Genomic DNA, 25,062 nt, shown 5'->3' with positions numbered 1-25,062 from the left:
AGAGTGAAGATTGATCCGACGCGCTTTCGCGTCAAGCGTTTTGTGGATGTCATGCACATCGCGCTTGCGAAACATGCTCTTTCCTTCTCCCCTTTGTGGGAGAAGGTGAATCGGCGCGTAGCGCCGAGACGGATGAGGGATGTTCCAGCGAAATGAGCGGCTAGTGTCTTCTGGAACACCCCTCATCCGACCGAACTTCGCTCGGCCACCTACTCCCACAACGGAAGAAGGCAAGGGTTGCCGCTATCAGGAACGCGGCCTGGTCTTCTGCGGATCGTAATGGGCGAAGCCCACGACACGCGCCGGCAGCCGCTTGGCGTGGCCGTCGAGCTTGCCGATCTCGACCTCCGTGCCGATCTCGGCGTGAGTGACGTCGAGCCGTGCCAGCGCGATGGTCTTGCCGAGCACCGGCGAGCGCATGCCGGAGGTGACGACGCCGATCTGGGCGCGGCCGACATGGACGCAGTCGCCGTGGCCGACGGCGATATTGGCATGGATGTCGAGGCCGACGAGCTTGTGTTGCGGATGCTCCTTGCGCCGGATCAGCGCATCGCGGCCGATGAAGTCGTCGGCCTTGGTCTTGAGCGGTACGGTGAAGCCGATGCCGGCTTCGAACGGATCGGTCTGGTCGGAGAATTCGTAACCGGCGAAGATCAGTCCCGCCTCGATGCGCACCATATCGAGCGCCTGCAGGCCCATCGGCTTCAGCCCGTGCGGCTGGCCGGCCTCCCAGACGGCGTCGAACACTTTTTCGGCGTCGCGCGGATGGCACCAGATCTCGTAACCGAGTTCGCCGGTGTAGCCGGTGCGTGAGACGACGACGGGCACGCCATTGCCGCCGCCAATGCGCGCGACGGCGAAGCGGAACCATTCGAGCTCGCCGATCGATGGCTGCACGGGCGAGGTCCAGACCACTTCCTTCAATATGTCGCGGCTCTTCGGCCCTTGGACGGCGATGTTGTGCATCTGGTCGGTGGAGGAGCGCACCAGCACGTTGAGGCCGAGTTTTTTCGCCGTCTCGCGCAGCCATTCGCCGGAAAGATCGTCGCCGCCGACCCAGCGGAAATTATCCTTGCCGAGCCTGAGCAACGTCCCGTCGTCGATCATGCCGCCATGCTCGTAGCACATCGCCGTGTAGACGACCTGGCCGACGCCGAGCTTCTTGACGTCGCGGGTCAGCGTGTATTGCAGCAGCGCTTCGGCATCCGGGCCGGTGACCTCGAACTTGCGCAGCGGCGACAGGTCCATGATCACCGCGGTCTGCCGGCAGGCCCAGTATTCGGCGATGGGGCCTTCCTTGGCGAAGGAATTGGCGAGCCAATAGCCGCGATATTCGACGAAGTCGCGCGTGTGCTTGGCAAAGCTCGAATGAAAGGCTGTCTCGCGGGTCATCTTCGGTTCCGAGTCGGGCTTCATGCGTCTGGCGATCGCTCGCGAGAATTTGTGCTGGCCTGAATAGGCGCGCACATGGATGTCGGTGAGGTCCCAGCCATTGGCGGGCGTGGTGTCGTCCGGGCAGGCCGAGGACACACAGACGATGTCGGTCAGGGCGCGCAAGAGCACATAGTCGCCAGGTCGCGACCACGGCTCGTCCGACACCATCACGCCATGCGCGTCGATCGCCGTGTTGAAGAAGAAATTGATCGCCATCCAGCCGGCGCGGGGCGTCACGCCCTTGTCCGACAGCGCCTTGTTGAAATTCTCCGAGCAGTTGGTGTGTCCGGGATAGCCGATGTCGTCGTAATATTTGGCGGCGCAGGCAAGCGCGAAGGCGTCGTGCCGGCCGCATGTATCCTGCACGACCTCCACCAGCGGCTCCATGTCCTGGTCGTAATATTTCGAATGCAGGCCAGGCATCGGATAGGCCGAACCCATCAGCGTGCGGGTCGTCGTCACGTCGAGCGGCAGGTCGCGCCCCTTGTCCAGCTTGCGCGCGGAAAAACACTGGAAGTCGGTGCATTGCCGGCCATCGACATCGATGATCTGCAAATAGTCGCCGGCCTTGACGAAATAGGCCTCGGCGGTCGCCGACTTCACCCGAAGATCAAGCACCGGATCGGCAAGCGGATCGGGAAGCTGCGACCTGTTCTTCAGCCGGATCGTGGCGCGCCGCACCAGGACGGTGAGCGGCGTCGCGGTGTTGTGTCCGTCGACCAGCATCGGCCCGCCAGGCGCCGCGATCAGCAGCGCGCCGTCGCGCTGGATGGCAAAGCTCTGCTCCGTGCCGGCGGGCGTAGCGCCGCCGAACACGCGCACGCCTTTCGGCTGGTCGAGTTGCACATTGCGGCGCTCAAGGCTGAGGCGCAGCGCTGAGAGGCTGTCGTCGCCGTCGGCGAGCAGCGCCTTGATGCCGGCGGCGTTGCTGTTCGACCGTTCGCCGAAAATGCCGGGATCCGTCGCGCCTGATTTGTCCCAGGCCAGCAGCTCGCAGGGTTGGCCGCCCTCGACATTGCTCACGCTGACGCTGTCGCCGGCCTCGACGTCGATCAGCACCGCCCCGTTGCCCTGCACGGTGTAGCGTTCCATGCCCGGCGGCAGGCTGATCTGGCCGGGCCTAAGGATCAGGCTCGGCTTGGGCGGCCCGGACAGGACGGCGGGGTAGGGCGACTGGCTCATCTAAAACCCTCCTCCGAGCGAGAAACAAGTTTGCCTGTGTGTAAAATTATTTTCGCTGAGAGAATAGCAGGGGGAATGCGTTTGGCAAGGCGGGACTTCCCTTCTCCCCTTGTGGGAGAAGGTGGATCGGCGCGATAGCGCCGAGACGGATGAGGGGTGTTCCAGCGGAGTGAGACGCTGGCTTTCCCTGGAGCACCCCTCATCCGTCGCCTTCGGCGACACCTTCTCCCACAAGGGGAGAAGGGGTGGTGCTGCGCTACGCCAGCTCCTCGGGATGGCCGACCGTCACGCCATACTCCGCAGCCGAGTCCAGAATGGTGTGCCACAGGCTCTCGGCGAAGGTCGCGAACACCAGCAGGTTGAACACCGCCTGTCCATCCGCCAGATCCTTGCCGCGCCACAGCGTGACGCTGGTGTGATCCATCGACGTCGCGGCCGCCGCGCCCACGCCGAAAACATCGGGGTGCAGGTCGATCGAAGACAGCTTGGCGAGCATCGTGCGCGCCTTCTCTCCGGATATGCTGATCAGCACCCGCGCATGCGATTGGTCGGAAAGCGAGGCCGAACCCACCAAGGCCGGCACAAGCGCTTCGATCGTATGCTTGCCGCCTTTGGACAGCACCAGGAATTGGTCCGGTCCCGACCAGATCAGCGTCGCGTCGGCAGTATCGACCGCCTTTGGCGTTTCCGGCGCCGCCATGCCGAAGCGCGCCTGCGCGGCCTTCGCCATCTCGCCGGCCTTGCCGCGCCGCGCCATTACCTGGACGAGATCGAAATTGCGGATCTCCGTCAGCGACACGCCGGCGTCGCCTTGCGCGCCGTAGGAGCCGGCAATCAGCGGGCGGTCCAGCGGGCTGCGGACGTCCCAGGAAAACTCAGCCACGCTGGCGCCCTCCATCCGGATCGTAGAAGACGGAATTGCAGAGCTCGACATCGTAGTCCTCGCCGCGCAGCGGGTCGTGCGCGCGCACGATCTCGCCGATGCGCTCGCGGCCGCGCTCGACGAGGCCGAGACCGATCCACTGGTCGAGCACCGGCGAGAAACAGACCGAGGTGACATAGCCCTGGTCGTTGCCGGGGCCGGGGGGCTCGCCCTTTGGAATGATGTGCGCGCCGGAGCGCAGGCGGCGCGCCTTGTCGGTCGGCTTGATGCCGACGACCACCTGCCGGTTCGGCGCGACGAGCGCCTCGCGGCCGGCCATGACGCGTCCGATGAAATCCTTCTTGGTCGACATCATCTTGCCGAGGCCGAGATCGCCCGCCGTGGTAGTGCCGTTGAGTTCCGGCCCGGCGACATGACCTTTTTCGATGCGCATCACGCCAAGCGCTTCGGTGCCGTAAGGCGTCACGTCGAACGGTTTTCCCGCAATCATCAGACTGCGCGCCATCGCCTCGCCGTAGCGCGCCGGCACCGAAATCTCGAACGCCATCTCGCCGGAGAAGGAGATGCGGAACAGCCTTGCCTTCAGGCTGCCGCGCAGCTTGACCTCGCGCGCGCCCATGAACGGGAAACCTTCGTTCGACAGGTCCTCGGCCGGATCGACGATCTCTTTCAAGAGATCGCGGGTCTTCGGTCCGGCGATCGAGAACTGCGCCCATTGGTCGGAGACCGAGGTCAGCTGCACGTCGAGTTCGGGGAACAGCACCTGGCGGCAGAATTCCAGGTGCTGCATCACCAGCCCGGCCTTGGCCGTCGTGGTGGTGAGGAAGTAATGATCCTCGGCCAGCCGCGAGGTCGTGCCGTCGTCATAGACGATGCCGTCCTCGCGCAGCATCAGCCCATAGCGCGCCTTGCCGACGGCGAGGCTGGAGAAGGCGTTGATGTAGACGCGGTCGAGGAAGGCGCCTGCGTCGGGGCCGTGCACGTCGATCTTGCCGAGCGTCGAGACATCGCAGAAACCGACGCCGCTGCGCACCGCCTTGACCTCGCGGGTGACCGATTCCAGCCAGTCCTTCTCGCCGGCGCGCGGATACCACTGCGCGCGCTTCCATAGGCCGGTGTCGACAAAGACCGCGCCCTGTTCGGCCGCCCAGTGATGCGAGGGCGTCAGCCGCGTCGCATGGAAATTCTCGTCGCGATGGTGGCCGGCGAAAGCGCCGATGGCGACCGGCACGTAAGGCGGCCGATAGATCGTCGTGCCGGTCTCGGGGATCGACTTGCCGCTGACCGCCGCCATGATGGCGAGGCCGGCGACATTCGAGGTCTTGCCCTGGTCGGTTGCCATGCCGAGCGTCGTGTAGCGCTTCAGATGCTCGACCGATTGAAAACCCTCGCGCTGCGCCAGCTCGACATCGGAAGCGGTGACGTCGTGCTGCTGGTCGACAAAGGCCTTGCCCTTGCCGGCGACATGCCAGAGCGGAGTGATCGAAAAGGCCTCGTCGTCGGCGACCGGCATCGATCCGATATTGCCGCTGCGTCCGGCGTCGCGGGCCGCAGCAGCGCCGGCTTCGAACCCCTCGCGCAGGCAGGCGCCAAGTCCGAACGCGCCGTTGGCCGCGCCCGCTGCCACCATGCCGGGCGGCGCGCCATCCGGCACGAAGGCGGCGATGTCGTCGCGCCATTTCGGCCTGCCGCGATGGTAGGAGGTGAGGCCGACTGCCGGGTTCCAGCCGCCCGAGACGGCAAGCCCGTCGGCCTCGACCTCGGCGCGGGCGCCGCCGGTCAGCGAGACGGATATCTTGCGCACGCCGTCCTTGCCGCCGTCGACGCCCGCGACAGCGCCGTGCAGCACCGGAAAGCCGCCTTTGCTTGCCAGCGAGCGATGGGCCGGCGAAACGTCCGGCCGCGCATCGATCACCGCCGCAACCTGCAGTCCGGCCGTGATCACCGTTTCGGCGGTGCGCCAGCCATCCTCATTGTTGGTGAACAGCGCGATGCGCCGCGCCGGCGTGGCCGCATAGCGGTTGATGTAGCTGCGCATGGCCGATGCCATCATCACGCCCGGCGTGTCGTTGCCGGCAAAGACGATCGGGCGTTCGATCGCGCCGGCGGCGACGACGCAGCGCTTGGCCACGATCCGCCATAGCCGCTGGCGCACCTGATGCTCCGGCGGCACCGGCAGATGGTCGTTGACGCGCTCGATCGCGCCATAGGTGCCGCCGTCATAGACGCCGAACAAAGTCGTGCGCGTCATGATGCGCACATCGGGCATCGCCGAAAGCTCGGCAACCGCGCGCGCAACCCATTCGGCGGCCGGCAATCCGTCGATCATGCCGCCATCGGCGAGCAGGCGGCCGCCGAGGACGAAATCCTCCTCGCACAGGATGACGCGCGCGCCGCTGCGACCAGCGGCAAGGGCTGCGGCGAGACCGGCCGGTCCGGAACCGGCGATCACCACGTCGCAATGCGCCCAGGCCTTGTCATAGTGATCTGGATCGGAAACGCCTGCCGCGCGGCCGAGACCTGCGGCGCGGCGGATCGCCGGCTCGTAGATCGCTTCCCAGAATTTCGCCGGCCACATGAAGGTCTTGTAGTAGAAGCCGGCGACGAAGATCGGCGCGAACAGCTGGTTGACCGACATAACGTCGAAATTGAGCGACGGCCAGCGGTTTTGGCTGGCGGCTTCGAGCCCTTCATAGAGCTCGGCGGTCGTCGCCTTGGTGTTCGGCTCGCGCCTTGCGCCGCTGCGCAATTCGACCAGCGCGTTCGGCTCTTCCGAGCCAGCCGTCAGGATGCCGCGCGGGCGATGATATTTGAACGAGCGGCCGACGAGCTTGACGCCATTGGCGACCAGCGCGGAAGCCAGCGTGTCGCCCTTGAAGCCGAAGAGGGTCTTGCCGTCGAAGCGGAAGTTGAGCGCGGTCGAGCGGTCGATGAGACCGCCATTGTTCAGCCGGTTTGCCTGATCGCCGCGCATCACACACCAACCTTGGCGGCGCCTGCGCCCGCCGCCGGCTCGACGGCCGAAATCTCGTGCGTCAGCGTGTTGCGCGTGACCTTCAGCCAGGCCCGGCAGCCGCCGCCATGGTACCAGTGCTCGCTCATCGGGCCGGCAATGTTGTCGCGCAGATAGACGTAGTCGTAGACTGCGTCCTCGCCGGCATCGGCCGCCGGCCGTTGTGGCTTGGCGTCGCCGAGATAGGTGAACTCGCCGAGTTCGCGTTCGCCGCAGAAGGGACAGACTATGCGCATGACTGGGTCTTCAATGCATGATGCCAAAAAATGTGAAGCGGTTTTTGGATAACATCATGCTCTATCCCTAATGCAGGTTCGGTTGGGCGCCCTGGCCCTTCTCGTCGATCATGGCGCCGCGCTGGAAGCGGTCGAGGCGGAAAAGCGCGGCTTCCTTGTGCGATTGATCGCGGGCGATGAGATGGGCGAAGACGAAACCGGAGCCGGGCGTCGCCTTGAAGCCGCCATAGCACCAGCCGGCATTGATGTAGAGGCCGTCGACCGGGCTCTTGTCGATGATCGGCGAGCCGTCCATCGACATGTCCATGATGCCACCCCACTGGCGCAAAAGCCGCACGCGGCCGATCATCGGGATCAGCGCCATACCGCCCTCGCAGACATCCTCCACGACCGGCAGATTGCCGCGCTGGGCATAGGAATTGTAGCCGTCGATATCGCCGCCGAAGACCAGCCCGCCCTTGTCCGACTGGCTGACATAGAAGTGTCCGGCGCCGAAGGTCATGACCCCGGGGATCAGCGGCTTGATCGCTTCGGAGACGAAGGCCTGGAGCACATGGCTTTCGATCGGCAGGCGAAGACCTGCCATAGCCGCGACCCGTGACGAGGAGCCGGCCACTGCCATGCCGACCTTGCCGGCGCCGATCTTGCCGCGCGATGTCTCAACACCGGTCACCTTGCCGTTGGCGTCGCGCGTGAAGCCGGTAACCTCGCAATTCTGGATGATGTCGACGCCGAGTTCGCTCGCCGCATGCGCGTAGCCCCACACCACGGCGTCATGCCGCGCCGTGCCGCCGCGCCGCTGCAGCAGTCCGCCTTGCACGGGGAAACGCGCATTGTCGAAATTCAGGAACGGCAGCATTTTGCGCAGCGCCGCCTGGTCGAGCAGTTCCGCATCGATGCCGTTGATGCGCATGGTGTTGCCGCGCCGGGCGAAAGCATCGCGCTGCGCGTCGGAGTGATAGAGGTTGAGCACGCCGCGCTGGCTGACCATCGCGTTATAGTTGAGGTCCTGCTCCATCCGCTCCCACAGCTTCATCGACAATTCGTAGAAGCCGGTGTTGCCGGGAAGGCCGTAATTGGAGCGGATGATGGTGGTGTTGCGGCCGGCATTGCCGGAGCCGATCCACCCCTTTTCCAGCACCGCGACATTGCGGATACCGAACTCGCTGGCGAGAAACCAGGCGGTGGCGAGCCCGTGGCCGCCGCCGCCGATGATGATCACGTCATAGCGGTCCTTGGGCGCAGCATCGCGCCAGGTCGGCTGCCAGTTCTTGTGGCCGGAAAGGGCGGCGCGGGCGAGCGAGAAGATCGAATATTTCATCAGTTCATTCCGAGGTCGCTCGCACCGCTAGAGCATGATGCCGAAAAGTGTGAAGCGGTTTTCGGACGACATCATGCTCCACTACAGGACGGTCAGATATCCAGCGTGTGGTCGCGCTCCCACTGCGTGAAGTGCGAAGCATAGGAATTCCATTCCTGCTGCTTCAGCTTTAGATATGCCGACGAGAATTCCTCACCCAGCGCCGCCTTCAACGATTTGTCCTTGTCGAACTCGCGCAGCGCGTCGAGCAGGTTGAGCGGCAGTTTCGGCGCATCCGTCACGGTATGGCCGAACTGGTACATGTCGATGTCGTAGCGCTTACCGGGATCGGCCTTCGAGCGGATGCCGTCGAGGCCGGCGGCGATGATGACCGCTTGCAGCAGATAGGGATTGGCGGCGCCGTCCGGCAGGCGCAATTCGAAGCGGCCGGGTCCCGGTACGCGCACCATGTGCGTGCGGTTGTTGCCGGTCCAGGTCACCGTGTTCGGCGCCCAGGTCGCGCCCGAAATGGTGCGCGGCGCGTTGATGCGCTTGTAGGAATTCACCGTCGGGTTGGTGATAGCGGCAAGTGCCGAGGCATGCTTCATGATGCCGCCGAGGAAGTTCCTGCCCTTGGCGGACAGGCCGAGCTCTTCCGAATTGTCGGCAAAGACATTGGTCTTGCCGGTCTCGTCCCACACTGAGATATGCGCATGGCAGCCATTGCCGGTCAGGCCCTGGAAGGGCTTGGGCATGAACGTCGCGCGCAGGCCATGCTTTTCGGCGATCGACTTGACCATGAACTTGAAGAAGGAGTGTTTGTCGGCGGTCGCCAGCGCGTGATCGAACGTCCAGTTCATCTCGAACTGACCGTTGGCGTCCTCGTGGTCGTTCTGGTACGGGCCCCAGCCCAACGCCAGCATATGGTCGCAGATCTCGGCGATGACGTCGTAGCGCCGCATCACCGCCTGCTGGTCGTAGCAGGGTTTCGAGGCTGTATCGTATTCGTCGGAGATCGCCTTGCCATCTGGCGAGATCAGGAAGAACTCGGCCTCGACGCCCGTCTTGACATGCATCCCGTCGCGGGCGGCTTCGTCGATCAGCCGCTTCAGCGTGTTGCGCGGCGCCTGGTTCACCTCCTTATCGTCCATGATGCAGTTGGCGGCTACCCAGGCAACGTCCTTCTTCCACGGCAGCTGGATGACCGAAGCCGGATCCGGCACCGCCAGCATGTCGGGATGCGCCGGCGTCAGGTCGAGCCATGTCGCGAAGCCGGCAAATCCTGCACCGTCCTTCTGCATGTCGGCGATCGCCTGCGCCGGCACCAGCTTGGCACGCTGCCCGCTGAACAGGTCGGTGTAGGAGATCATGAAATATTTGACGCCGTTCTCCTTGGCGAATGCGGCGAGATCGTTCCCCATTATGTAGTTCCTCGCTTATGTGTCTTGGAAGTTTGTCCTAGAAGCCGTTCTTTCCCGGTATCCAGTTGGTGCCGGCCAAAGGCACGCCGGCCATGGCGGCGGCTTCGATCGAGAGCGCGACGAGATCCTCGGGCTCGAGATTGTGCAGGCTGTTCTTGCCGCAGGCGCGTGCGATCGTCTGGGCTTCCAGCGTCATCACCTTGAGGTAGTTCGCCAGCCGCCGTCCGGCCGCGATCGGGTCGACCCGCTTCATCAATTCGGGGTCCTGCGTGGTGATGCCGGCGGGGTCGCGGCCCTCGTGCCAGTCGTCATAGGCGCCGGCCGTTGTGCCGAGCGCACTGTACTCCGCCTCCCAGCGGGGATCGTTGTCACCCAGCGCGACCAGTGCCGCCGTGCCGATCGAGACGGCGTCGACGCCCAGCGCCAGCGCCTTGGCGACATCGGCGCCGTTGCGGATGCCGCCCGAGACGATGAGCTGCACCTTGCGATGCATGCCGAGGTCTTGCAGCGCCTGCACCGCCGGCCGGATGCAGGCAAGCGTCGGCTGGCCGACATTCTCGATGAACACTTCCTGGGTGGCAGCCGTGCCGCCCTGCATGCCGTCGACCACCACGACATCGGCGCCGGCCTTCACCGCGAGCGCGGTGTCGTAGTAGGGCCGCGCCCCGCCGACCTTGACGTAGATCGGCTTTTCCCAGTCGGTGATCTCGCGCAGCTCGAGGATCTTGATCTCGAGATCGTCCGGTCCGGTCCAGTCGGGATGGCGCGAAGCCGAGCGCTGGTCGATGCCCTTGGGCAGCGTGCGCATCTCGGCGACGCGGTCGGAAATCTTCTGGCCGAGCAGCATGCCGCCGCCGCCCGGCTTGGCGCCCTGTCCGACGACCACTTCGATGGCGTCGGCGCGGCGCAGGTCGCGCGGATTCATGCCGTAGCGCGAGGGCAGGTACTGATAGACCAGCGTCTTGGAATGACCGCGTTCTTCCTCGGTCATGCCGCCGTCACCGGTGGTGGTCGAGGTGCCGGAAAGCGTAGCGCCACGTCCCAACGCTTCCTTTGCGGGACCGGACAGCGAGCCAAAGCTCATGCCGGCGATGGTGATCGGGATCTTCAGCTCGATCGGCTTCCTGGCGTGGCGCGAGCCGAGCACCACCGAGGTGTCGCAGCGCTCGCGATAGCCTTCGAGCGGATAGCGCGAGATCGAGGCGCCGAGGAACAGCAGGTCGTCGAAATGCGGCAGCTTGCGCTTGGCGCCGGCGCCGCGGATGTCATAGATGCCGGTCGCGGCCGCGCGGCGGATTTCGGAAAGCGTGTAATCGTCGAAGGTCGCGGATTTGCGCGGCGTCGTCGGCGGGTTGCGGTAGGTCATCTTGCCTCAATACGCGTCGGCGTTATCGATGTTGAAATTGTAGAGTTTGCGGGCCGAGCCGTAGCGCTTGAACTCCGAGGCCTTGACGCCGGTCACGCCGGCCTTGTCGAGCAGGGCCTGCAGCAATTCGATATGCTCGGACCGCATCTCCTTGGCGATGCAGTCGGCGCCGAGGCTCTCCACCTTGCCGCGCACGAAGAGCCGCGCCTCGTAGATGGAATCGCCCAGCGCGTCGCCGGCATCGCCCAGCACCACGAGGTTGCCGGACTGCGCCATGAAGGCCGACATGTGGCCGATATTGCCGTGCACGACGATGTCGATGCCTTTCATCGAAATGCCGCAGCGCGACGAGGCATTGCCCTCGATGACCAGCAAGCCGCCGCGGCCGGTGGCGCCGGCATACTGGCTGGCGTCGCCCTTGATGACGATCGAGCCCGACATCATGTTCTCGCCGACGCCGGGGCCGGCCGAGCCGTGCACGGTGATCGCGGCCCCATCATTCATGCCGGCGCAGTAATAGCCGACGCTGCCGCGCACATCGATGCTGACGGGCTGATCGACGCCGACCGCCACCGAATGGCTGCCCTTGGGGTTGAGCACTTCCCAGGCGGTCTCGTTCGAGCCGGGCGTGAGCTGGTGCAGCGCCTGGTTCAACTCGCGCAGCGAATGCACGGACAGGTCAAAGACGCGTGATGCCTGACTGTGGGCATGGCCTGGCTCGCGCTCGGCCTTCGACATTGGGGTTGCCGGCATGAGCTCAATGCTCCCAGAAATAAACGGTTGCGGGCTCGGGCTCCCAGACCCGCGCATTGTCGATGCCGGGAAGCTTGGTCAGCGCGCGATATTCGGAGCCGAAGGCGACATACTGGTCGGTCTCGGCCATCACGGCCGGCTTGCAGGCGATCGGATCGCGCACCACACCGAAGCCATTCTTGGTGCCGACGACGAAGGTGAAGAAGCCGTCGAGGTCAGAGAGCGTGCCTTCCAGCGCCTCGCCGAGATTCTTGCCATGCGCCATCCGGTTGGAGAGATAGGCAGCCGCCACCTCGGTGTCGTTCTCGGTCTCGAAGGTCATGCCGTCGCGAATCAGCTCGCGGCGTACATTGTTGTGGTTGGAGAGCGAGCCATTGTGCACCAGGCACTGGTCGGCGCCGGTCGAGAAAGGATGCGCGCCCATCGTCGTCACCGCCGATTCCGTTGCCATGCGGGTGTGGCCGATACCGTGCGTGCCGGTCATCGCGCGCACGTCGAAACGGTCGACGACCGCTTCGGGCAGGCCGACTTCCTTGTAGATCTCGACTGCTTCGCCGGCGCCCATGATGCGGATGTCGGGCCGGAGCGTCTGCAGCGCCTCGCGCGCGGCGTCGACCTTGTCCGGCGTGGTCCGGATCACCGCATGCGTGGACTTGACCGCGACGCTGACCGGCGCGCTGATCGCCTTGGCGAGCTCGGCGTCGAGGCCGCGGAAATCGCGATCGGGCTTCGGCGACTGCACGGTGATCTTGGCTTCATTGCCGGTGGCTGCGCCATAGATGGCGATGCCGGCACTGTCCGGTCCGCGGTCGCTGAGCGACACCAGCATCTCCGACAGCATGGCGCCGAGCTTCGGCTCCAGCGCCTTGTCTTTCAAGAAAAGTCCGACGATTCCGCACATGCCAGCCTCCAACGTTTTTTTGGCTCTCAGATGATGTACCCAATGAGTAAGCCGAATTCAATTGGTATGAAAAAAATTTTCCTGTGATTACATATTGGACGGGGCATTGCCCTCGGCACTATCGCCGCCCGGACGCGCATTGTGAACCCAGATCGCATGGCGGATGCGCGCGATCCTATAGGCGTCGAGGATCGAGAGGGCATAGATCAGGAAACCCCCGGCATGGCGGCCGATGAAGCCGGCGTCGACCGGCGCCAGCTTGGTGGTTATCCAGCCAAGGATCACCATGAAGAACAGGAATTGCAGCCCGCGCGCCGGCACGCCGAGTATGACATGGCCGCTTGCCGGCAAGATTATCGCGGCCCCGAGCACGAGATAGGGATTCGCGGGAGCAGGGGTGGCGGTTTCGTCGCTCATGCGGCCCGTCTTTCGCGCCGGTTGATGGCTTGGCGAAGCGTCGAGGCTGCCTCGAGCAGCCGTTCGATCAAGGCCGGATCGATCCCGGCATCGCCGAAGGCGGCCTGCCGGAACACGCCGTAGCGTGCGCGCTCGGCCTCGGCCAGCAGCCAGACGATGCGCACGCCCTTTGGCGTGATCAGCAATTCCTTGGCGCGGCTTTCGGCAAAGATGTCTGTATGCGCGGCGATCAGATCTTGCGGGAAGGCGACGCCTCTGCGGTCCGTCCTGAGCACCGCGCCGGCGGGAAGGCCGAGCACCTTCGGCAGCGTGTGCGGCAGATGGTCGAAATTGGAGAATGTCGTCGCCGAATTCGGCCGCATCATCATGTCGAACGTGCCCGGCACGGCGACCGGCTCGGTGATCGAAACGCTGAGCCAGCGCGTCGGCAGCTTTCGCGTCGCCAGCGTGTCGACGATGGTCCGCACCTGGACTCGCTGACCGTTCCAGGAACCGGCCCAGGTGACGACGCCGGCCGTGCCGTCGGAAATGTCGGCGGCGTCCGCAACGACGCTGAGGACGCTCGCCATATCGGCGGCCAAGGCCGCCTTCGCCCTGTTGCGGCTGGCGCGCGCCAGCCAGACAATATGAGCGGTGACGCCCAGTGCGATCGCCCCGGTAAGCAATATTGACGTCAGCTCGGACATTTCGATACGCCACGGCCCGCCATCGAAAGGCGGGCCCTTACTCCACTCAATAACCCTGCGGCTTCGGCCACGGCATGGAGAACTGGTCGCCGCGCCGCACGAACTTGTAGCGGTAGAAGTGGAACCATAGCGAGATCAGGAAATAGAAGACGGTCATCGCGATCAGCTGCGAGCCGAAGCCGAGGAAGATGGCGAAGAAAGTCACCATGCACAGGCAGAAGAGCACGATCGCCGGCAGCGGGTGGAAGGGGTGCGTGTAGCCGCGGCGGATCGAACCCAGCGGCCACTTCTTGCGGAACATCATGATGTTGATGCTCATGAAGGTGTATTGCAACACGCCCGACAGGATCGAGAAGGTGATCGCCTGGTTGAGATCGGCGATGAAGGCGAAGGCCAGCGCGATCGGCAGCAGGAACAGGATCGAGCGATAGGGCGTGCGGTATTTCGGATGCACCGCCGAGAACCAGCTCGGCAGATAGCGGTCGCGGCCGAGCGAGAACCAGGCGCGCGCCGCGTCGTTGATGCAGCCATTGGCCGAGGCAAGCGCTGCCAGCAGCGTCGCGATGAAGAGCAGGTTTTCCAGCAGCGGGCTGCCCGTCAGCTTGCCGGCGTCCCACAGCGGATAATAGGTGATGCCGAGATATTCCCAGGGCATCAGCGAGGCGCAGACATACCAGGTCATCGCCGCGGCGATCAAAAGCGTGATCATGCCGGCCATGGTGCCGTAAGGCAGCGAGCGCGCCGGCGAGCGCACTTCCTCGGCAGCCTGTGTCGTGCCCTCGATGCCGAGATAATACCAGATGCCGAACTGGAAGGCGGCAATGACGCCGATCCAGCCATAGGGCAGCGCATTGGCGGGGGTGACCAGCTCGTTGAGCTTCAGCACCGTGCCTTGCGTCCACGGGCTGACCGAGAAGAACAGGATGACGATCGAGACGTAGGCGATCGCAGTGATGACGAAATTGACGTTGAGCGTCATCAGCACGCCGCGATAATTGAGCCAGGCGAGCACGACGATGGTGGCGGCGATGAAGGAGTTGTGCGTCAGCCCCTCGACGCCGGCCTTGGCGACGATCGTGTCGCCGAGCAGGATCGCGTCCGACACTTCCAGCATGGTGTAGGCGAACACCAGGAACAGCGCGACGTTGAAGGCCATCAGCGGCCCGACGATATGCTTGGCTTGCGCATATTGGCCGCCGGCGGCGGCGACGGTGGACGTCACCTCCGAATCGATCATGGCGACCGAGGTGTAGAGCAGTCCGACGACCCAGCAGACGATCAGCGCGGCGAGCGCGCCTCCCTTGTCGGCGGAGAAATTCCAGCCGGTGAACTCGCCGACCAGCACGATGCCGACGCCGAGCGCCCACACATGCGCCGGGCCGAGCACCCGAAGCAGCGAGACCCTGTCGCCGTGGATTGTCGTCGTTTGTGCCGTTTCAACCGCAGCCGTCATGTCAGTCCCCACTCAGATCCGGTGTTTTTCGGAAACGGCTTCAAGCTCGCCTTCACGGGAAGACGTCAAAGTCTCCTCGGAATAGGTCGTATCGACCTTGAACCAGTCGTAGAGCATCCACGCCGCAAGCACGACCGAGATGCCCCAGCAAACGTAAGACAGTCCCATCCACATGATGTCTTCCCCGGTCTCTTTGTCGTCGAAAGTCTCTTTGTCGTCGAAGTCTATTTGTCGTCGAACTTCTCGTTGATGACCTCGCGATATTCCTTATCGGAGGCGCGGAACAGGAAGACGAAATAGGCGATCAGCACGATCGCCATGATGATCAGCGTCGGCCAGTCGATGATGTAATGGAAGCGGTTCTGGATGATGTCGTGCGCCGTCTCCGGCGTGTAGCCCAGCTTCTCCCAGATCGACGCCATGGTCGCGTTCTGGCCGAGCGCGTCCCACGTCTTGGCATCGAGCGGGTCGATCGACTTCGCCGCCCCGGCAAAGCCGAGTTTCAGCGGCAGCCAGAGCGCCACGAAGATTGCGACCACCACGACCGCGATGTCGAGGATCTGTCCGGCCTTGCTCTGCTCCGGCGGGGTATAGCGAGCCATGGTTTCTCCCTTCACGATTGGCGGTTGCGGGCGGCGTCGGCGTTCTTGATGTCGAGCCCGTAGATGAAGTCCTTGTCTTCCTTGTAGTGGTTGAGCATGGCGAGGATCGCGGCGGTGTTGAAGATCAGCACCGCGGCGGCTGCAACCGCCACCACGAGCTTGATGCCGCTATGCGGAATGTATGGCCACGTCATCAGGAGGACGAAGAGGATCGTTGCCCACAGGCATACGATCAGGAGCACGGACCCACGCACGTCGGAACGGTACAGCGCTTCGATGCGCTGCTGCATGTCGGACATCGGTTTTCCCCTTCTGGCGACGTCCGGCCACACAACAGACCGGGCGTCCACTCTTTCAACAGAGTGAAATTTTTTTCATAAATTCCGCCCGATTCCCGAAATTGTCAAGCCGGATTTACGCATCGTAAACCGTTTGTCACCGGGCAAGAAATTTGCCTGACAATGAAATTATTTGCTTCAAGGGGATTGCAGGGCTTCGCCGTTTGCGGTCAATATTCGACCAAGCTCCGCCACCAAGCAGGAGCAGGGAACAGCAACGACTTAAATCGCACGGAGGACGATCGGATGACGGCATCCTGGAGATTCTCGACCCTGGCGGATCGCCATCGCGCGCTCGGCTCGAAACTCGAGGACTGGAGCGGCATGGGCACCGCCTGGACCTACGACAAGGACGCCGACGAGGAATATGTCGCGATCCGCACCAAGGCCGGGCTCATGGACGTCTCCGGTCTGAAGAAGGTTCATATCACCGGGCCGCACGCCTCGCATCTCATCGACCTCGCCACGACGCGCGATGTCGAAAAGATCTATCCCGGCAAGTCGGCCTATGCCTGCATGCTGAACGAGGCCGGCAAATTCACCGACGACTGCATCCTCTACCGCATCAGCCCGAACTCGTGGATGGTCGTGCACGGCTCCGGCACCGGCCATGAGGAGCTGCAGCGAGCGGCGATGGGTCGCGATGTCTCGCTGCGCTTCGATGACAATCTGCACGACCTGTCGCTGCAAGGCCCGACCGCGGTTGACTATCTGGCCAAGCATGTGCCAGGCATCCGCGACCTCAACTATTTTCATCATATGCAGACGCAGCTCTTCGGCTTTCCGGTGATGATCTCGCGCACCGGCTACACCGGCGAGCGCGGCTACGAGATCTTCTGCCGCGGCCAGGATGCCGGCACGATCTGGGACAGGATCCTCGAGGAGGGCAAGAGCGCCGGCATCATTCCGTGCCGCTTCACCACGCTCGATATGCTGCGCGTCGAGAGCTATCTACTCTTCTACCCTTACGACAATTCCCAAAAGTATCCGTTCGAGAACGAAGGTCCCGGCGACACGCTGTGGGAGCTCGGCCTCGACTTCACTGTCAGCCCCGGCAAGACCGGCTTCCGCGGCGCGGAGGAGCATTATCGGCTGAAGGGCAAGGAGCGCTTCAAGATCTACGGCGTGCTGCTCGACGGCAAGGAACCGGCGGACGAGGGCGCGCCCGTCTACCGCGACGGCAGACAAGTCGGCGTGGTGACCTGCGCCATGTATTCGCCGCTGGTCGAGAAATCGATGGGCATCGCGCGCCTCGATGTCGACTGCGCCGTCAAGGACACCAAGCTCGAGATTCGCAACAGGAGCGGCTCGATCAAAGCAACGGCGCAGCCCTTGCCGTTCGACGATCCCAAAAAGACCAAGCGCACGGCAAAAGGTTGAGGCATCATCAGCGGGAGGGCTTTCGGGGCACGAAGGAAAGAATGGCAGCCAAGACGATCATCAGCCGGCCCGTTTACGGAACGCTCTCTCCGCAGCCCGGCAAGCATCATCTGTTCATCGCCGACGCGGAAGGCGCGCTCGCGATAACCAACATGGCCGGCAAGGCGCCGTCCGGCTTTTTCGACGGCGCCGAGATCGTCTTTATTCCGGGGCCTGAGGGCAAGCACGTGGCAGCTCTCGAAGCGCTGAAGCCGATGCAACTTCACATCGCGCCGTCTTTCGCCAGCCTGTTGCCGCGGCTGAAGCAGACGCTGACCAACGCCCATATGGGCCTGCGCCTTTATCTTGCCGGCACCGAAGGCCTGATCGGCCAGGCCATGCAGGTGGCGCTTGAAGCCGGCATCGACCATACCTCCATTGCGACCGAGCATCGCGGCTCGCTGGCGCGGCGCATGCAATGCGTGCACTGCAAGGGCATCACCGAGAATGTAACGACGCAGCCGGCTACCTGCTCGCATTGCGGCCTGCTGCTTCTGGTGCGCGATCACTATTCGCGGCGCCTCGCGGCCTTCCAGGGCGTGTGCATCAACGCCGAGGATCGCTCCGAGATTCCTCCGATCGAGGAGGTCTTCCGATGAGCACCGGCACCACCAAGCTCGACGTCGTCGTCAGCGACGTCGTCCCGGTCAACGATCTCGTGACCCGTTTCCATTTCCGCCGTCGCGACGGCGAGCTGCTGCCGACCTTTTCCGGCGGCGCCCATGTCGTGGTCGAGATGCGTGACGGCGACCGCACCAGGCTCAACCCCTATTCGCTGATGGGCTCGCCGCTCGACACACGCGAATACACGATCTCGGTGCGCCGAGACGATGCCGGCCGCGGCGGCTCGCTGTTCATGCACCGGCAGGTCAAGCCCGGCCAGGAGATGGTGATCAGCTATCCGGTCAATCTGTTCTCGCTGGATCTCCGGGCGAAGAAGCACCTGATGCTGGCCGGCGGCATCGGCATCACGCCTTTCATGGCGCAGACGTCGCAGCTGGCAGGCGCCGGCGGCAATTTCGAATTGCACTACACCTGCCGCACGGCTTCGCTGGGCACCTATGCCGATGTCTTGCAGCAGCGCTATGGCAACCGGGTCAGGCTCTACCACGACGACCGCGAGGAGCGCATCGACCTCGACCGGCTCTTGTCCTCGCAGCCGCTCGGCACGCATCTCTATGTCTGCGGCCCGGCCGGCATGATCAACTGGGTGCGTGACCGCGCGGCTAGCCTCGGATGGCCGCCGGAGACCGTGCATTTCGAGCATTTCGCGGCACCCCAGCCCGGCGCGCCGTTCGACGTGACCTTGGCCGTCAGCGGCAAGACGATCCGCGTCGGCGAGCAGCAGAGCCTGCTCGAGGCGATCGAAGCCGCCGGCGTCGACCCGCCTTATCTCTGCCGCGGCGGCGTTTGCGGCCAGTGCGAGACCAATGTGATCTCCTCCGACGGCAAGTTCATCCACAACGATCACTGGCTGAGTGAGGAAGACCACCGTTCCGGCTGCAAGATCATGCCTTGCGTCTCGCGCTTCGAGGGCAAGTCGCTGGTCCTGGAAAGATAGGAGGCGTCAATGGGCATCACCTTTCGCAAGGAAACGTTTCGGGACGACTACACCTTCAGGAACAGCCCGGAGCATATCCGGCGCTTTCCCTTCCCATTCAACGAAGACTCCTACATGTACGCGGTCAACATCGAGCCGCATGTGGTCGGCCCGAAGGGCAGCGTGCTCGAGAACCTGATCGACGTCGACGAGCACTATGTCGCCGAGATGCAGGACCGCGCGCTGGTGCTGGCCGAGGATCCACTGCGCTGCCAGTCGCTGCCGCATATGACGCTTGCCGGCTGGGACCTGCTCGAGCTTCTGATGGAGCAGCAGGCGCTCGGCTATCCTGAGCATTTCACACTGGAGCGAAACGGCGATCGCTGGCGCTGGATCAACCGGCCGCTCGGTATCGATGACACCTTCACCTTCGGCGACACCTCGACGCTGCCTTACGGGCCGATGGAATACATCACCCGCCAGAGCCAGGGCGATTTCTGTATCCTCGACCAGCGCGACGGCAATCTGTGGATGGATGCCGGCATGGTCACCACCCAGGCCGACTGGTCGCTCGACTTCGACATCGGCATGAACTTCTTCGAATGGCACGCGCCGGTGCCGCTGGCGCATGAGAAGGGCATTTTCACCCGCGCGCTGAAATTCCTCACCAACATCCAGCAGGGCAAGCCGGCCAGGCGCCTCAACTGGACGATGACCATCAATCCGCGCCTCGACACCAGCCCCGAAAACTATCACAAATGGGGCCCGGACCGCGCCACGGTCACGCCCGAAAACGTCGGCCAGAAGGTGCATCTGCGTGTCGAGCTGCAAAGCTTCTGGCGACTGCCGCGTTCCAACGCCATCGTCTTCCCGATCCGTTGCTATCTGATCAAGATGGACGAGCTGGTCACGCAGCCGAAATGGGCGCGCCGCCTGCACCGCGTCATCCGCGACCTGCCGGAAGAGCTCGCCACCTATAAGGGCCTGACCCGATATAGGCCGACGCTGGTGGAATGGCTGTCGAAGCTCGACGACGGCAGCCCGACGTCACCAGGATTCGGGCCGGATTGAAGACTGGTTCCTCGCCCCCGCAAGGCGGGGGAGAGGTGTCCGCGAAGCGGACGGAGAGGGGGCCTTCGTATGGCGCTCCCCTCTCCGTCTCGGCTTCGCCGAGCCACCTCTCCCCACTTTCGTGGGGCGAGGAACTAGAACGTCTCACCCCGCGCTGTTTTGCGGATAGCAGATGATCGACAGATACCGCATCGGAAGCCGCGTCAGCTCTTCCGGTCCATGCGGCGCATCGGCGTCGAAGAACAGGCTGTCGCCCGGCTTCATCGGATATAGGTTGTTGCCGTGCCGGTAAACGACCTCGCCTTCGAGCATGTAGAGGAACTCCATGCCCGCATGCTGGAAGGTCGGGAACACGTCCGAATTCTCGGTCAGCGTGATGAGGTAGGGCTCGACGACGACGCCGCTGGTGTTGGCGCCGATATGTCCGAGCAGGTTGTACTGGTGGCCGGCGCGGGTGCCGCGGCGCTCGACATCGACGCCTTCACCGGCCTTGACGAAGACGGCGCTGTGCTCTTCCTCGAAACGCCGGAAGAAGGCGGTCACCGGAACGCCCAGCGCCCGCGACAGCGCCTGCAATGTCGTCAGCGATGGCGAGGTGATGCCGTTTTCGATCTTCGACAGCATGCCGAGCGAAATGTCGGTGGCGGTGGCGAGATCGGCGACGGTGATGCCGAGCTTTTTGCGGAACGCGCGCACCTCATGGCCGATCGCCACTTCCAGCACTTTCTCGCGCGTGTCGCGGATGGCGTGCGGATTTTGCGTCAGCGGCGCGCGTATCGTGCGCCCGGCCGCCGAAACGCGCTTTAGCGGTGCCTTGCCCTTCGCTGCCGCATCGGTGGACCTGGTGCCGGAATTCTTGTTCGCCATGTCGCCCCCGACTCTCGCGGATTTATTTCACTCAAGGTGAACATATTCGGTGGCGATACAAGAGCGCAACCGCGACAGCAAGCCGCTGGCGGTTGCAGGGCGCGCCTGCTTCAACGTGACGCCGCCGCCTTTGTGCGCAAAAACCGTTTCACGCAAACGCCGCCGCCGCAGATGTTTGTTGACAGCACCAAAGACCCAATTACTGTCACTGTCAGTGAAATTTGTTTCGTGGGAGCAATTCCAGGAAAAGTGTCGAACGGTTTTCCGCCCGGAATTGCGTCAAGAAAAAAGTCGAAATCAAAAGGAGGAGGCCCGCAATGAAATCTCGTGTCGCCGTCATCGGAGCCGGACCGTCAGGCCTGGCCCAGCTAAGGGCCTTCAAGTCGGCCGCCGACAAGGGCGCCGAGATCCCGGAAATCGTCTGCTTCGAGAAGCAGAGCGACTGGGGAGGCCTATGGAACTACACCTGGCGCACCGGCCTCGACGAGCATGGCGACCCGGTGCACGGCTCGATGTACCGCTATCTCTGGTCGAACGGCCCAAAGGAATGCCTCGAATTCGCCGACTACACCTTCGAGGAACATTTTGGCCGGCCGATCGCTTCCTATCCGCCGCGGGCCGTGCTGTGGGACTACATCAAGGGCCGCGTCGAGAAATCCGGCCTGCGCGAATGGGTGCGCTTCAACAGCCCGGTGCGCATGGTGACCTATTCCGACGAGACCGAGAAGTTCACCGTCACCGCACATGATCGCACCAACGACGTGACCTACTCGGAGGAATTCGACAACGTCGTGGTCGCTTCAGGCCATTTCTCGGTGCCCAACGTGCCGTTCTTCGAAGGTTTTCCCACCTTCAACGGCCGCATCCTGCACAGCCACGATTTCCGCGACGCCATGGAATTCAAGGGCAAGGACATCTTGATCATCGGGCGTTCCTATTCGGCCGAGGATATCGGTTCGCAATGCTACAAATACGGCGCCAAATCGATCACCTCCAGCTACCGCTCCAAGCCGATGGGTTTCAAATGGCCGGAGAACTGGAAGGAGGTGCCGCTGCTGCAGAAGGTCGTCGGCAAGACGGCGCATTTCAAGGACGGCACGACCAAGGACGTCGATGCCATCATCCTGTGCACCGGCTATCTGCATTCCTTCCCCTTCCTCACCGACGACCTCAAGCTCAAGACCGCCAACCGGATGTGGCCGCTCGATCTCTATGAAGGCGTCGTCTGGGAGAAGAACCCGAAGCTTTTCTACATCGGCATGCAGGACCAGTTCTACACCTTCAACATGTTCGACGCGCAGGCCTGGTACGCGCGCGACGTGATGCTTGGCCGCATCAAGCTGCCCTCCGCCGAGGCGATGGCCGAGCACAGCGCCAAGTGGCGTGCCCGGGAAGAGACCCTCGAAGACGCCGAGCAGATGATCTGGTTCCAGGGCGACTACACCAAGGAGCTGATGGACCAGACCGACTATCCGGGCTTCGACGTCGAGGCGGTCAACCGCACCTTCATGGAGTGGGAGCACCACAAGATGGAAAACATCATGACCTTCCGCGACAACGCCTACCGCTCGCTGATGACCGGCACCATGTCGCCGCTCCATCATACGCCCTGGCTGCAGGCTCTGGACGATTCCATGGAAAGCTATCTCGAGGTGAAGGGCGTGGCGGCCGAGTAGCACGGCGCGCTGGCGCCAACGTTCTCAGACTCGACCCGCCTGATCTTCATCTTCAGCCGATCTCGAAGAACGGCTTACCGAGCAGGCCAGGGTCCACGTCGATGCCAAGGCCGGGTCCGTCGGGAACGCCCATATGGCTGCCGGTCACCGGCGGTGCGTTCCTGGCCGTACGCACTGTCACCCATTCGTGGAAGGCGATGGCGTGCAGCCGGCGCTCCTGCGGCGTCGACAGCGACAGATGCGCCATGGCCGCTGTGTCGATCTCGGCGCCGCCGGTGTCCTCGACCGTGATCATGAAGCCGAGATCGACCGCGACGTCGCGGATCAGGCGGGTCTGCGTTACGCCGCCCAGTCGCGAGATCTTCAGCGTCAGCCCGTCGGCGGCGCCGCGGCGGTGGATCTCCAGCATCTCGCCCAGCGAGGTGACGGATTCGTCCAGCACCATCGGCTTGTCGAGCATGCGGCGCACCGACATGTTCTCCTCGATCGTCGTGCATGGCTGCTCGAACGTGTAGTCGATGCCGCGCGTGGCGTCGGCGAACTGGCGCGCCTGGTAAGGCGTCCAGCCGGCATTGGCGTCGCAGAAGATCACCGTGCCCTTCGGCACGGCGGCGGCCACTGCCGAGACCCGCTCGATGTCGTCGCGCACATTGCCGCCGACCTTGACCTGCAGGCGCCGGCAGCCTTCGGCGATGATCCTTTTGGCAAGCGCCGCCATCTGATCGAGCGTGCCGTGGGTGACGACCCGGTAGGTCTCCGCCATGTCGCTCTCGCGGCCGCCAAGCATGGTCACCAGCGGCACGCCGGCGGCGCGGGCGGCAAGATCCCAGCACGCCATGTCGAGCGCCGACTTGATGTAGGGGTGGCCCTTGAATACCGTGTCCATCAGCCGGCCGATGCCGGCAAGGCCGCGTGGATCCTGGCCGATGAGATGCGGCGCGATCTCCGGCACGCCCGCGCGTGTGCCTGCGGGAAACGCGGCCGAGTAGAAATTGCCGAGCGGCGCCATCTCGCCCCAGCCGGTGTCGCCTCTGTCCGACGTGATGGCGACGATCACCGCGTCGAAGCAGTCGGCGATCCGCCCCTTGGACATGCGGTAGGGTCCGTCCACGAAGGGCTGCACGACATGACAGGCCTTGATGCTCTTGATCTTCACGTTTGTGTCCGTTGCAGGTCAGGTCATATTCCGGTGAACCGGCTGCAAGACAATCAGGTTGTCGACAATCCAACAAGGGACCGTCCGTAGAAGATTGTTCCTTTCGGCGTCGGAATTGCCTGACCCCAAATAGTAAACGGCGCCCTCGACGTGGGTATCGAGGGCGCCGTCGGACCGGAAACTGATGGGGGTTATCAGCTGGCCGGTTTCGGTTGCGGCAAGGGAGAAACCGGCATTCCGGGTCCGATCTTCTGCAAATTGCCCGTGATCACCTGGTCGGTCTCCGAGATGCCGGAGGTCACGGAAATCAGGTCGCCGTCGGTGGGCCCAAGCGACACCAGCTTCTGGTCGACGGTGTTGCCCTTGCCGATGACATAGAGGTATTTGCCGAGCTGGCTGGAACCCAGCGCCACCTGCGGCACCATCAGCGTGTTGGGCTGTTCCTTCACATGCAGCCGCACCCGTACATACTGTCCAGGCAACAGCGTGAACTTGGCGTTGCCGATGGTGGCGCGCGCCGTGATCGTGCCGGTCGAATGGTCGATCGTGTTGTCGATGAAGGTCAGCTCGCCCTTCTGGCTGGGCTGGGTCTCGCCGGGCAACAGCACGTCGACGGCGATCGGACCGGCGGCCTTCGCCTGCTCGATCTGCACCAGATCGCTCTCGCTCGGATTGAAGGTCACGTAGATTGGATCGAGCTGCACCAGCGTGTTGAGCACTGTGCCGGCGACACTGACCAGCGTGCCGACCGAAGCCTGGTTGCGGCCGATGCGGCCCGAGAAGGGCGCCTTGATCTCGGCATAGCCGAGATTGAGCTCGGCCGTCCGCACCGCCGCCTGGTCGACGGCAAGGGCGGCCTGGGCCGCGCGCAGATTGCTGGTGCGCTGGTCGAAGCTGTCCTTGTCGAGATAGCCGGCCTTGGCGAGGTCGGTGCCGCGGCCGAGATTGGATTTTGCATATTCGAGCGTCGCGCTATCGCGCTGCACCTGCGCCTTCGCCTGGTCGAGCGCGGCCTGATAGTCGTCGGGCGCGATACGGTAGAGCAGGTCGCCCTGCTTGACGTCGCTGCCGTCGGCAGCCGTCTGCTCCTGCAGATAGCCCGGCACACGCGCCTGCAGCGTGATACTGCGGATCGACTCCACCCGCGCGGCGTAGTCGAGATAGATCGGCAGCGTCTTCTTCACGACATTCACCACCGGCACCGGCATCACGAAGGCCGCCGGCGCTGGCGCAGCACCCGCTGCGCCGCCGCTCAAATTGCCCATGTCGAGAAAGTGCACGCTGGCCACCGAGATCGCGCCCAGCGCGACGGCCGTTCCCAAAGCGATTTTCCATCTACGCATAATTG

At 63.8% G+C, this 25,062-nt stretch carries 23 protein-coding genes; 5 read left to right on the top strand and 18 right to left on the bottom strand.

Translation table 11 applies throughout. From position 1 onward, the window contains the following. Positions 1-246: 246 nt before the first annotated feature. The 15 genes from LB529_RS10210 to LB529_RS10140 form a co-directional block, all read right to left on the bottom strand. Positions 247-2,616: a DUF1989 domain-containing protein gene (locus tag LB529_RS10210; protein WP_224710993.1), complete on the bottom strand. Its 2,370-nt coding sequence runs from the start codon at positions 2,614-2,616 to the stop codon at positions 247-249. Between the two features lie 256 nt (positions 2,617-2,872). Beyond that, a complete protein-coding gene (locus LB529_RS10205; RefSeq protein ID WP_224710992.1) occupies positions 2,873-3,499 on the bottom strand; it encodes a sarcosine oxidase subunit gamma in 627 nt (208 codons plus the stop codon). Beyond that, on the bottom strand, positions 3,492-6,473 hold the full coding sequence (locus tag LB529_RS10200; RefSeq protein WP_224710991.1) for a sarcosine oxidase subunit alpha: 2,982 nt from the start codon (positions 6,471-6,473) through the stop codon (positions 3,492-3,494). The genes LB529_RS10205 and LB529_RS10200 overlap by 8 nt, the downstream gene beginning before the upstream one ends. Further along, positions 6,473-6,748: a sarcosine oxidase subunit delta gene (locus LB529_RS10195; RefSeq protein WP_224515831.1), complete on the bottom strand. Its 276-nt coding sequence runs from the start codon at positions 6,746-6,748 to the stop codon at positions 6,473-6,475. Before LB529_RS10195 ends, LB529_RS10200 begins: the two co-directional genes overlap by 1 nt. 67 nt (positions 6,749-6,815) lie before the next feature. Then, positions 6,816-8,069 (bottom strand): sarcosine oxidase subunit beta family protein, encoded by a 1,254-nt coding sequence (locus tag LB529_RS10190; RefSeq protein ID WP_095768777.1) that lies wholly within the window; start codon positions 8,067-8,069, stop codon positions 6,816-6,818. 92 nt (positions 8,070-8,161) lie between these two features. Further along, a complete protein-coding gene (gene glnT, locus LB529_RS10185; RefSeq protein WP_224710990.1) occupies positions 8,162-9,469 on the bottom strand; it encodes a type III glutamate--ammonia ligase in 1,308 nt (435 codons plus the stop codon). A 37-nt stretch (positions 9,470-9,506) separates the two neighbouring features. Then, the gene (locus tag LB529_RS10180; RefSeq protein ID WP_140544190.1) at positions 9,507-10,835 is read right to left on the bottom strand and encodes an FMN-binding glutamate synthase family protein; all 1,329 of its coding nucleotides are present in this window, start codon (positions 10,833-10,835) and stop codon (positions 9,507-9,509) included. Positions 10,836-10,841: 6 nt separating this feature from the next. Then, complete coding sequence (locus tag LB529_RS10175) at positions 10,842-11,588, bottom strand: GXGXG domain-containing protein (protein ID WP_224605413.1); 747 nt, start codon at positions 11,586-11,588, stop codon at positions 10,842-10,844. Between the two features lie 4 nt (positions 11,589-11,592). Beyond that, positions 11,593-12,489, bottom strand: coding sequence for a class II glutamine amidotransferase (locus LB529_RS10170; protein ID WP_224629357.1), 897 nt, complete (start codon positions 12,487-12,489; stop codon positions 11,593-11,595). Positions 12,490-12,576: 87 nt separating this feature from the next. Further along, the gene (locus tag LB529_RS10165) at positions 12,577-12,906 is read right to left on the bottom strand and encodes a hypothetical protein (protein WP_224710989.1); all 330 of its coding nucleotides are present in this window, start codon (positions 12,904-12,906) and stop codon (positions 12,577-12,579) included. After that, positions 12,903-13,592 (bottom strand): hypothetical protein, encoded by a 690-nt coding sequence (locus tag LB529_RS10160; protein ID WP_224710988.1) that lies wholly within the window; start codon positions 13,590-13,592, stop codon positions 12,903-12,905. Before LB529_RS10160 ends, LB529_RS10165 begins: the two co-directional genes overlap by 4 nt. Before the next feature lie 46 nt (positions 13,593-13,638). After that, complete coding sequence (locus LB529_RS10155) at positions 13,639-15,045, bottom strand: APC family permease (protein ID WP_224632514.1); 1,407 nt, start codon at positions 15,043-15,045, stop codon at positions 13,639-13,641. A 12-nt stretch (positions 15,046-15,057) separates the two neighbouring features. Next, positions 15,058-15,219, bottom strand: coding sequence for a hypothetical protein (locus LB529_RS10150; protein WP_095768770.1), 162 nt, complete (start codon positions 15,217-15,219; stop codon positions 15,058-15,060). Positions 15,220-15,269: 50 nt separating this feature from the next. Continuing rightward, the gene (locus tag LB529_RS10145; RefSeq protein WP_095768769.1) at positions 15,270-15,647 is read right to left on the bottom strand and encodes a hypothetical protein; all 378 of its coding nucleotides are present in this window, start codon (positions 15,645-15,647) and stop codon (positions 15,270-15,272) included. 11 nt (positions 15,648-15,658) lie between these two features. After that, positions 15,659-15,946 (bottom strand): hypothetical protein, encoded by a 288-nt coding sequence (locus LB529_RS10140; RefSeq protein ID WP_095768768.1) that lies wholly within the window; start codon positions 15,944-15,946, stop codon positions 15,659-15,661. Positions 15,947-16,231: 285 nt separating this feature from the next. Here LB529_RS10140 and LB529_RS10135 point away from each other — a divergent pair, with 285 nt between their 5' ends. Genes LB529_RS10135 through LB529_RS10120 form a run of 4 tightly spaced genes read left to right on the top strand, consistent with a single transcriptional unit; the run spans position 16,232 to position 20,015 of the window. After that, a complete protein-coding gene (locus LB529_RS10135) occupies positions 16,232-17,365 on the top strand; it encodes an aminomethyltransferase family protein (protein WP_224526625.1) in 1,134 nt (377 codons plus the stop codon). Positions 17,366-17,406: 41 nt separating this feature from the next. Further along, positions 17,407-18,003, top strand: a complete 597-nt coding sequence (locus tag LB529_RS10130) for a dimethylamine monooxygenase subunit DmmA family protein (protein ID WP_224710987.1) — start codon at positions 17,407-17,409, stop codon at positions 18,001-18,003. Next, complete coding sequence (locus LB529_RS10125) at positions 18,000-18,965, top strand: PDR/VanB family oxidoreductase (protein WP_224710986.1); 966 nt, start codon at positions 18,000-18,002, stop codon at positions 18,963-18,965. The genes LB529_RS10130 and LB529_RS10125 overlap by 4 nt, the downstream gene beginning before the upstream one ends. A gap of 9 nt (positions 18,966-18,974) precedes the next feature. Further along, entirely contained in the window at positions 18,975-20,015 is a 1,041-nt protein-coding gene (locus tag LB529_RS10120; RefSeq protein WP_140747989.1) for a heme-dependent oxidative N-demethylase family protein, read from the top strand. A 144-nt stretch (positions 20,016-20,159) separates the two neighbouring features. Here LB529_RS10120 and LB529_RS10115 read toward each other — a convergent pair whose 3' ends face one another. Beyond that, entirely contained in the window at positions 20,160-20,882 is a 723-nt protein-coding gene (locus LB529_RS10115; RefSeq protein WP_095768763.1) for a helix-turn-helix domain-containing protein, read from the bottom strand. Positions 20,883-21,199: 317 nt separating this feature from the next. Between LB529_RS10115 and LB529_RS10110 the strand changes: the two genes are divergently transcribed. After that, on the top strand, positions 21,200-22,558 hold the full coding sequence (locus LB529_RS10110; protein WP_140844220.1) for an NAD(P)-binding domain-containing protein: 1,359 nt from the start codon (positions 21,200-21,202) through the stop codon (positions 22,556-22,558). Positions 22,559-22,610: 52 nt separating this feature from the next. Here the strand turns inward: LB529_RS10110 and LB529_RS10105 are convergent, their stop codons facing one another. Continuing rightward, positions 22,611-23,714, bottom strand: coding sequence for a mandelate racemase/muconate lactonizing enzyme family protein (locus LB529_RS10105; RefSeq protein ID WP_224710985.1), 1,104 nt, complete (start codon positions 23,712-23,714; stop codon positions 22,611-22,613). A gap of 194 nt (positions 23,715-23,908) precedes the next feature. Then, positions 23,909-25,057 carry an efflux RND transporter periplasmic adaptor subunit gene (locus LB529_RS10100; protein WP_140844218.1) on the bottom strand — a complete coding sequence of 383 codons (1,149 nt, stop codon included), beginning with the start codon at positions 25,055-25,057 and terminating at the stop codon, positions 23,909-23,911. Positions 25,058-25,062: the final 5 nt, after the last annotated feature.

Origin of the sequence: Mesorhizobium sp. CA5 (assembly GCF_020165105.1) — a bacterium.
GTDB lineage: Bacteria > Pseudomonadota > Alphaproteobacteria > Rhizobiales > Rhizobiaceae > Mesorhizobium.
The sequence above is the reverse complement of the archived record's forward strand: the minus strand, read 5'-3'. Positions and strand labels throughout refer to the sequence as shown.

What these genes read in the sequence shown, in the direction of transcription:
- LB529_RS10195 (WP_224515831.1), bottom strand. Translation starts at nt 6,748, where the DNA reads ATGCGCATAGTCTGTCCCTTCTGCGGCGAACGCGAACTCGGCGAGTTC.
- LB529_RS10175 (WP_224605413.1), bottom strand. Translation starts at nt 11,588, where the DNA reads ATGCCGGCAACCCCAATGTCGAAGGCCGAGCGCGAGCCAGGCCATGCC.
- LB529_RS10140 (WP_095768768.1), bottom strand. Translation starts at nt 15,946, where the DNA reads ATGTCCGACATGCAGCAGCGCATCGAAGCGCTGTACCGTTCCGACGTG.
- LB529_RS10210 (WP_224710993.1), bottom strand. Translation starts at nt 2,616, where the DNA reads ATGAGCCAGTCGCCCTACCCCGCCGTCCTGTCCGGGCCGCCCAAGCCG.
- LB529_RS10190 (WP_095768777.1), bottom strand. Translation starts at nt 8,069, where the DNA reads ATGAAATATTCGATCTTCTCGCTCGCCCGCGCCGCCCTTTCCGGCCAC.
- LB529_RS10130 (WP_224710987.1), top strand. Translation starts at nt 17,407, where the DNA reads ATGGCAGCCAAGACGATCATCAGCCGGCCCGTTTACGGAACGCTCTCT.
- LB529_RS10145 (WP_095768769.1), bottom strand. Translation starts at nt 15,647, where the DNA reads ATGGCTCGCTATACCCCGCCGGAGCAGAGCAAGGCCGGACAGATCCTC.
- LB529_RS10200 (WP_224710991.1), bottom strand. Translation starts at nt 6,473, where the DNA reads ATGCGCGGCGATCAGGCAAACCGGCTGAACAATGGCGGTCTCATCGAC.
- LB529_RS10110 (WP_140844220.1), top strand. Translation starts at nt 21,200, where the DNA reads ATGAAATCTCGTGTCGCCGTCATCGGAGCCGGACCGTCAGGCCTGGCC.
- LB529_RS10160 (WP_224710988.1), bottom strand. Translation starts at nt 13,592, where the DNA reads ATGTCCGAGCTGACGTCAATATTGCTTACCGGGGCGATCGCACTGGGC.
- LB529_RS10135 (WP_224526625.1), top strand. Translation starts at nt 16,232, where the DNA reads ATGACGGCATCCTGGAGATTCTCGACCCTGGCGGATCGCCATCGCGCG.
- LB529_RS10100 (WP_140844218.1), bottom strand. Translation starts at nt 25,057, where the DNA reads ATGCGTAGATGGAAAATCGCTTTGGGAACGGCCGTCGCGCTGGGCGCG.
- glnT (WP_224710990.1), bottom strand. Translation starts at nt 9,469, where the DNA reads ATGGGGAACGATCTCGCCGCATTCGCCAAGGAGAACGGCGTCAAATAT.
- LB529_RS10155 (WP_224632514.1), bottom strand. Translation starts at nt 15,045, where the DNA reads ATGACGGCTGCGGTTGAAACGGCACAAACGACGACAATCCACGGCGAC.
- LB529_RS10165 (WP_224710989.1), bottom strand. Translation starts at nt 12,906, where the DNA reads ATGAGCGACGAAACCGCCACCCCTGCTCCCGCGAATCCCTATCTCGTG.
- LB529_RS10150 (WP_095768770.1), bottom strand. Translation starts at nt 15,219, where the DNA reads ATGTGGATGGGACTGTCTTACGTTTGCTGGGGCATCTCGGTCGTGCTT.
- LB529_RS10120 (WP_140747989.1), top strand. Translation starts at nt 18,975, where the DNA reads ATGGGCATCACCTTTCGCAAGGAAACGTTTCGGGACGACTACACCTTC.
- LB529_RS10170 (WP_224629357.1), bottom strand. Translation starts at nt 12,489, where the DNA reads ATGTGCGGAATCGTCGGACTTTTCTTGAAAGACAAGGCGCTGGAGCCG.
- LB529_RS10180 (WP_140544190.1), bottom strand. Translation starts at nt 10,835, where the DNA reads ATGACCTACCGCAACCCGCCGACGACGCCGCGCAAATCCGCGACCTTC.
- LB529_RS10115 (WP_095768763.1), bottom strand. Translation starts at nt 20,882, where the DNA reads ATGGCGAACAAGAATTCCGGCACCAGGTCCACCGATGCGGCAGCGAAG.
- LB529_RS10125 (WP_224710986.1), top strand. Translation starts at nt 18,000, where the DNA reads ATGAGCACCGGCACCACCAAGCTCGACGTCGTCGTCAGCGACGTCGTC.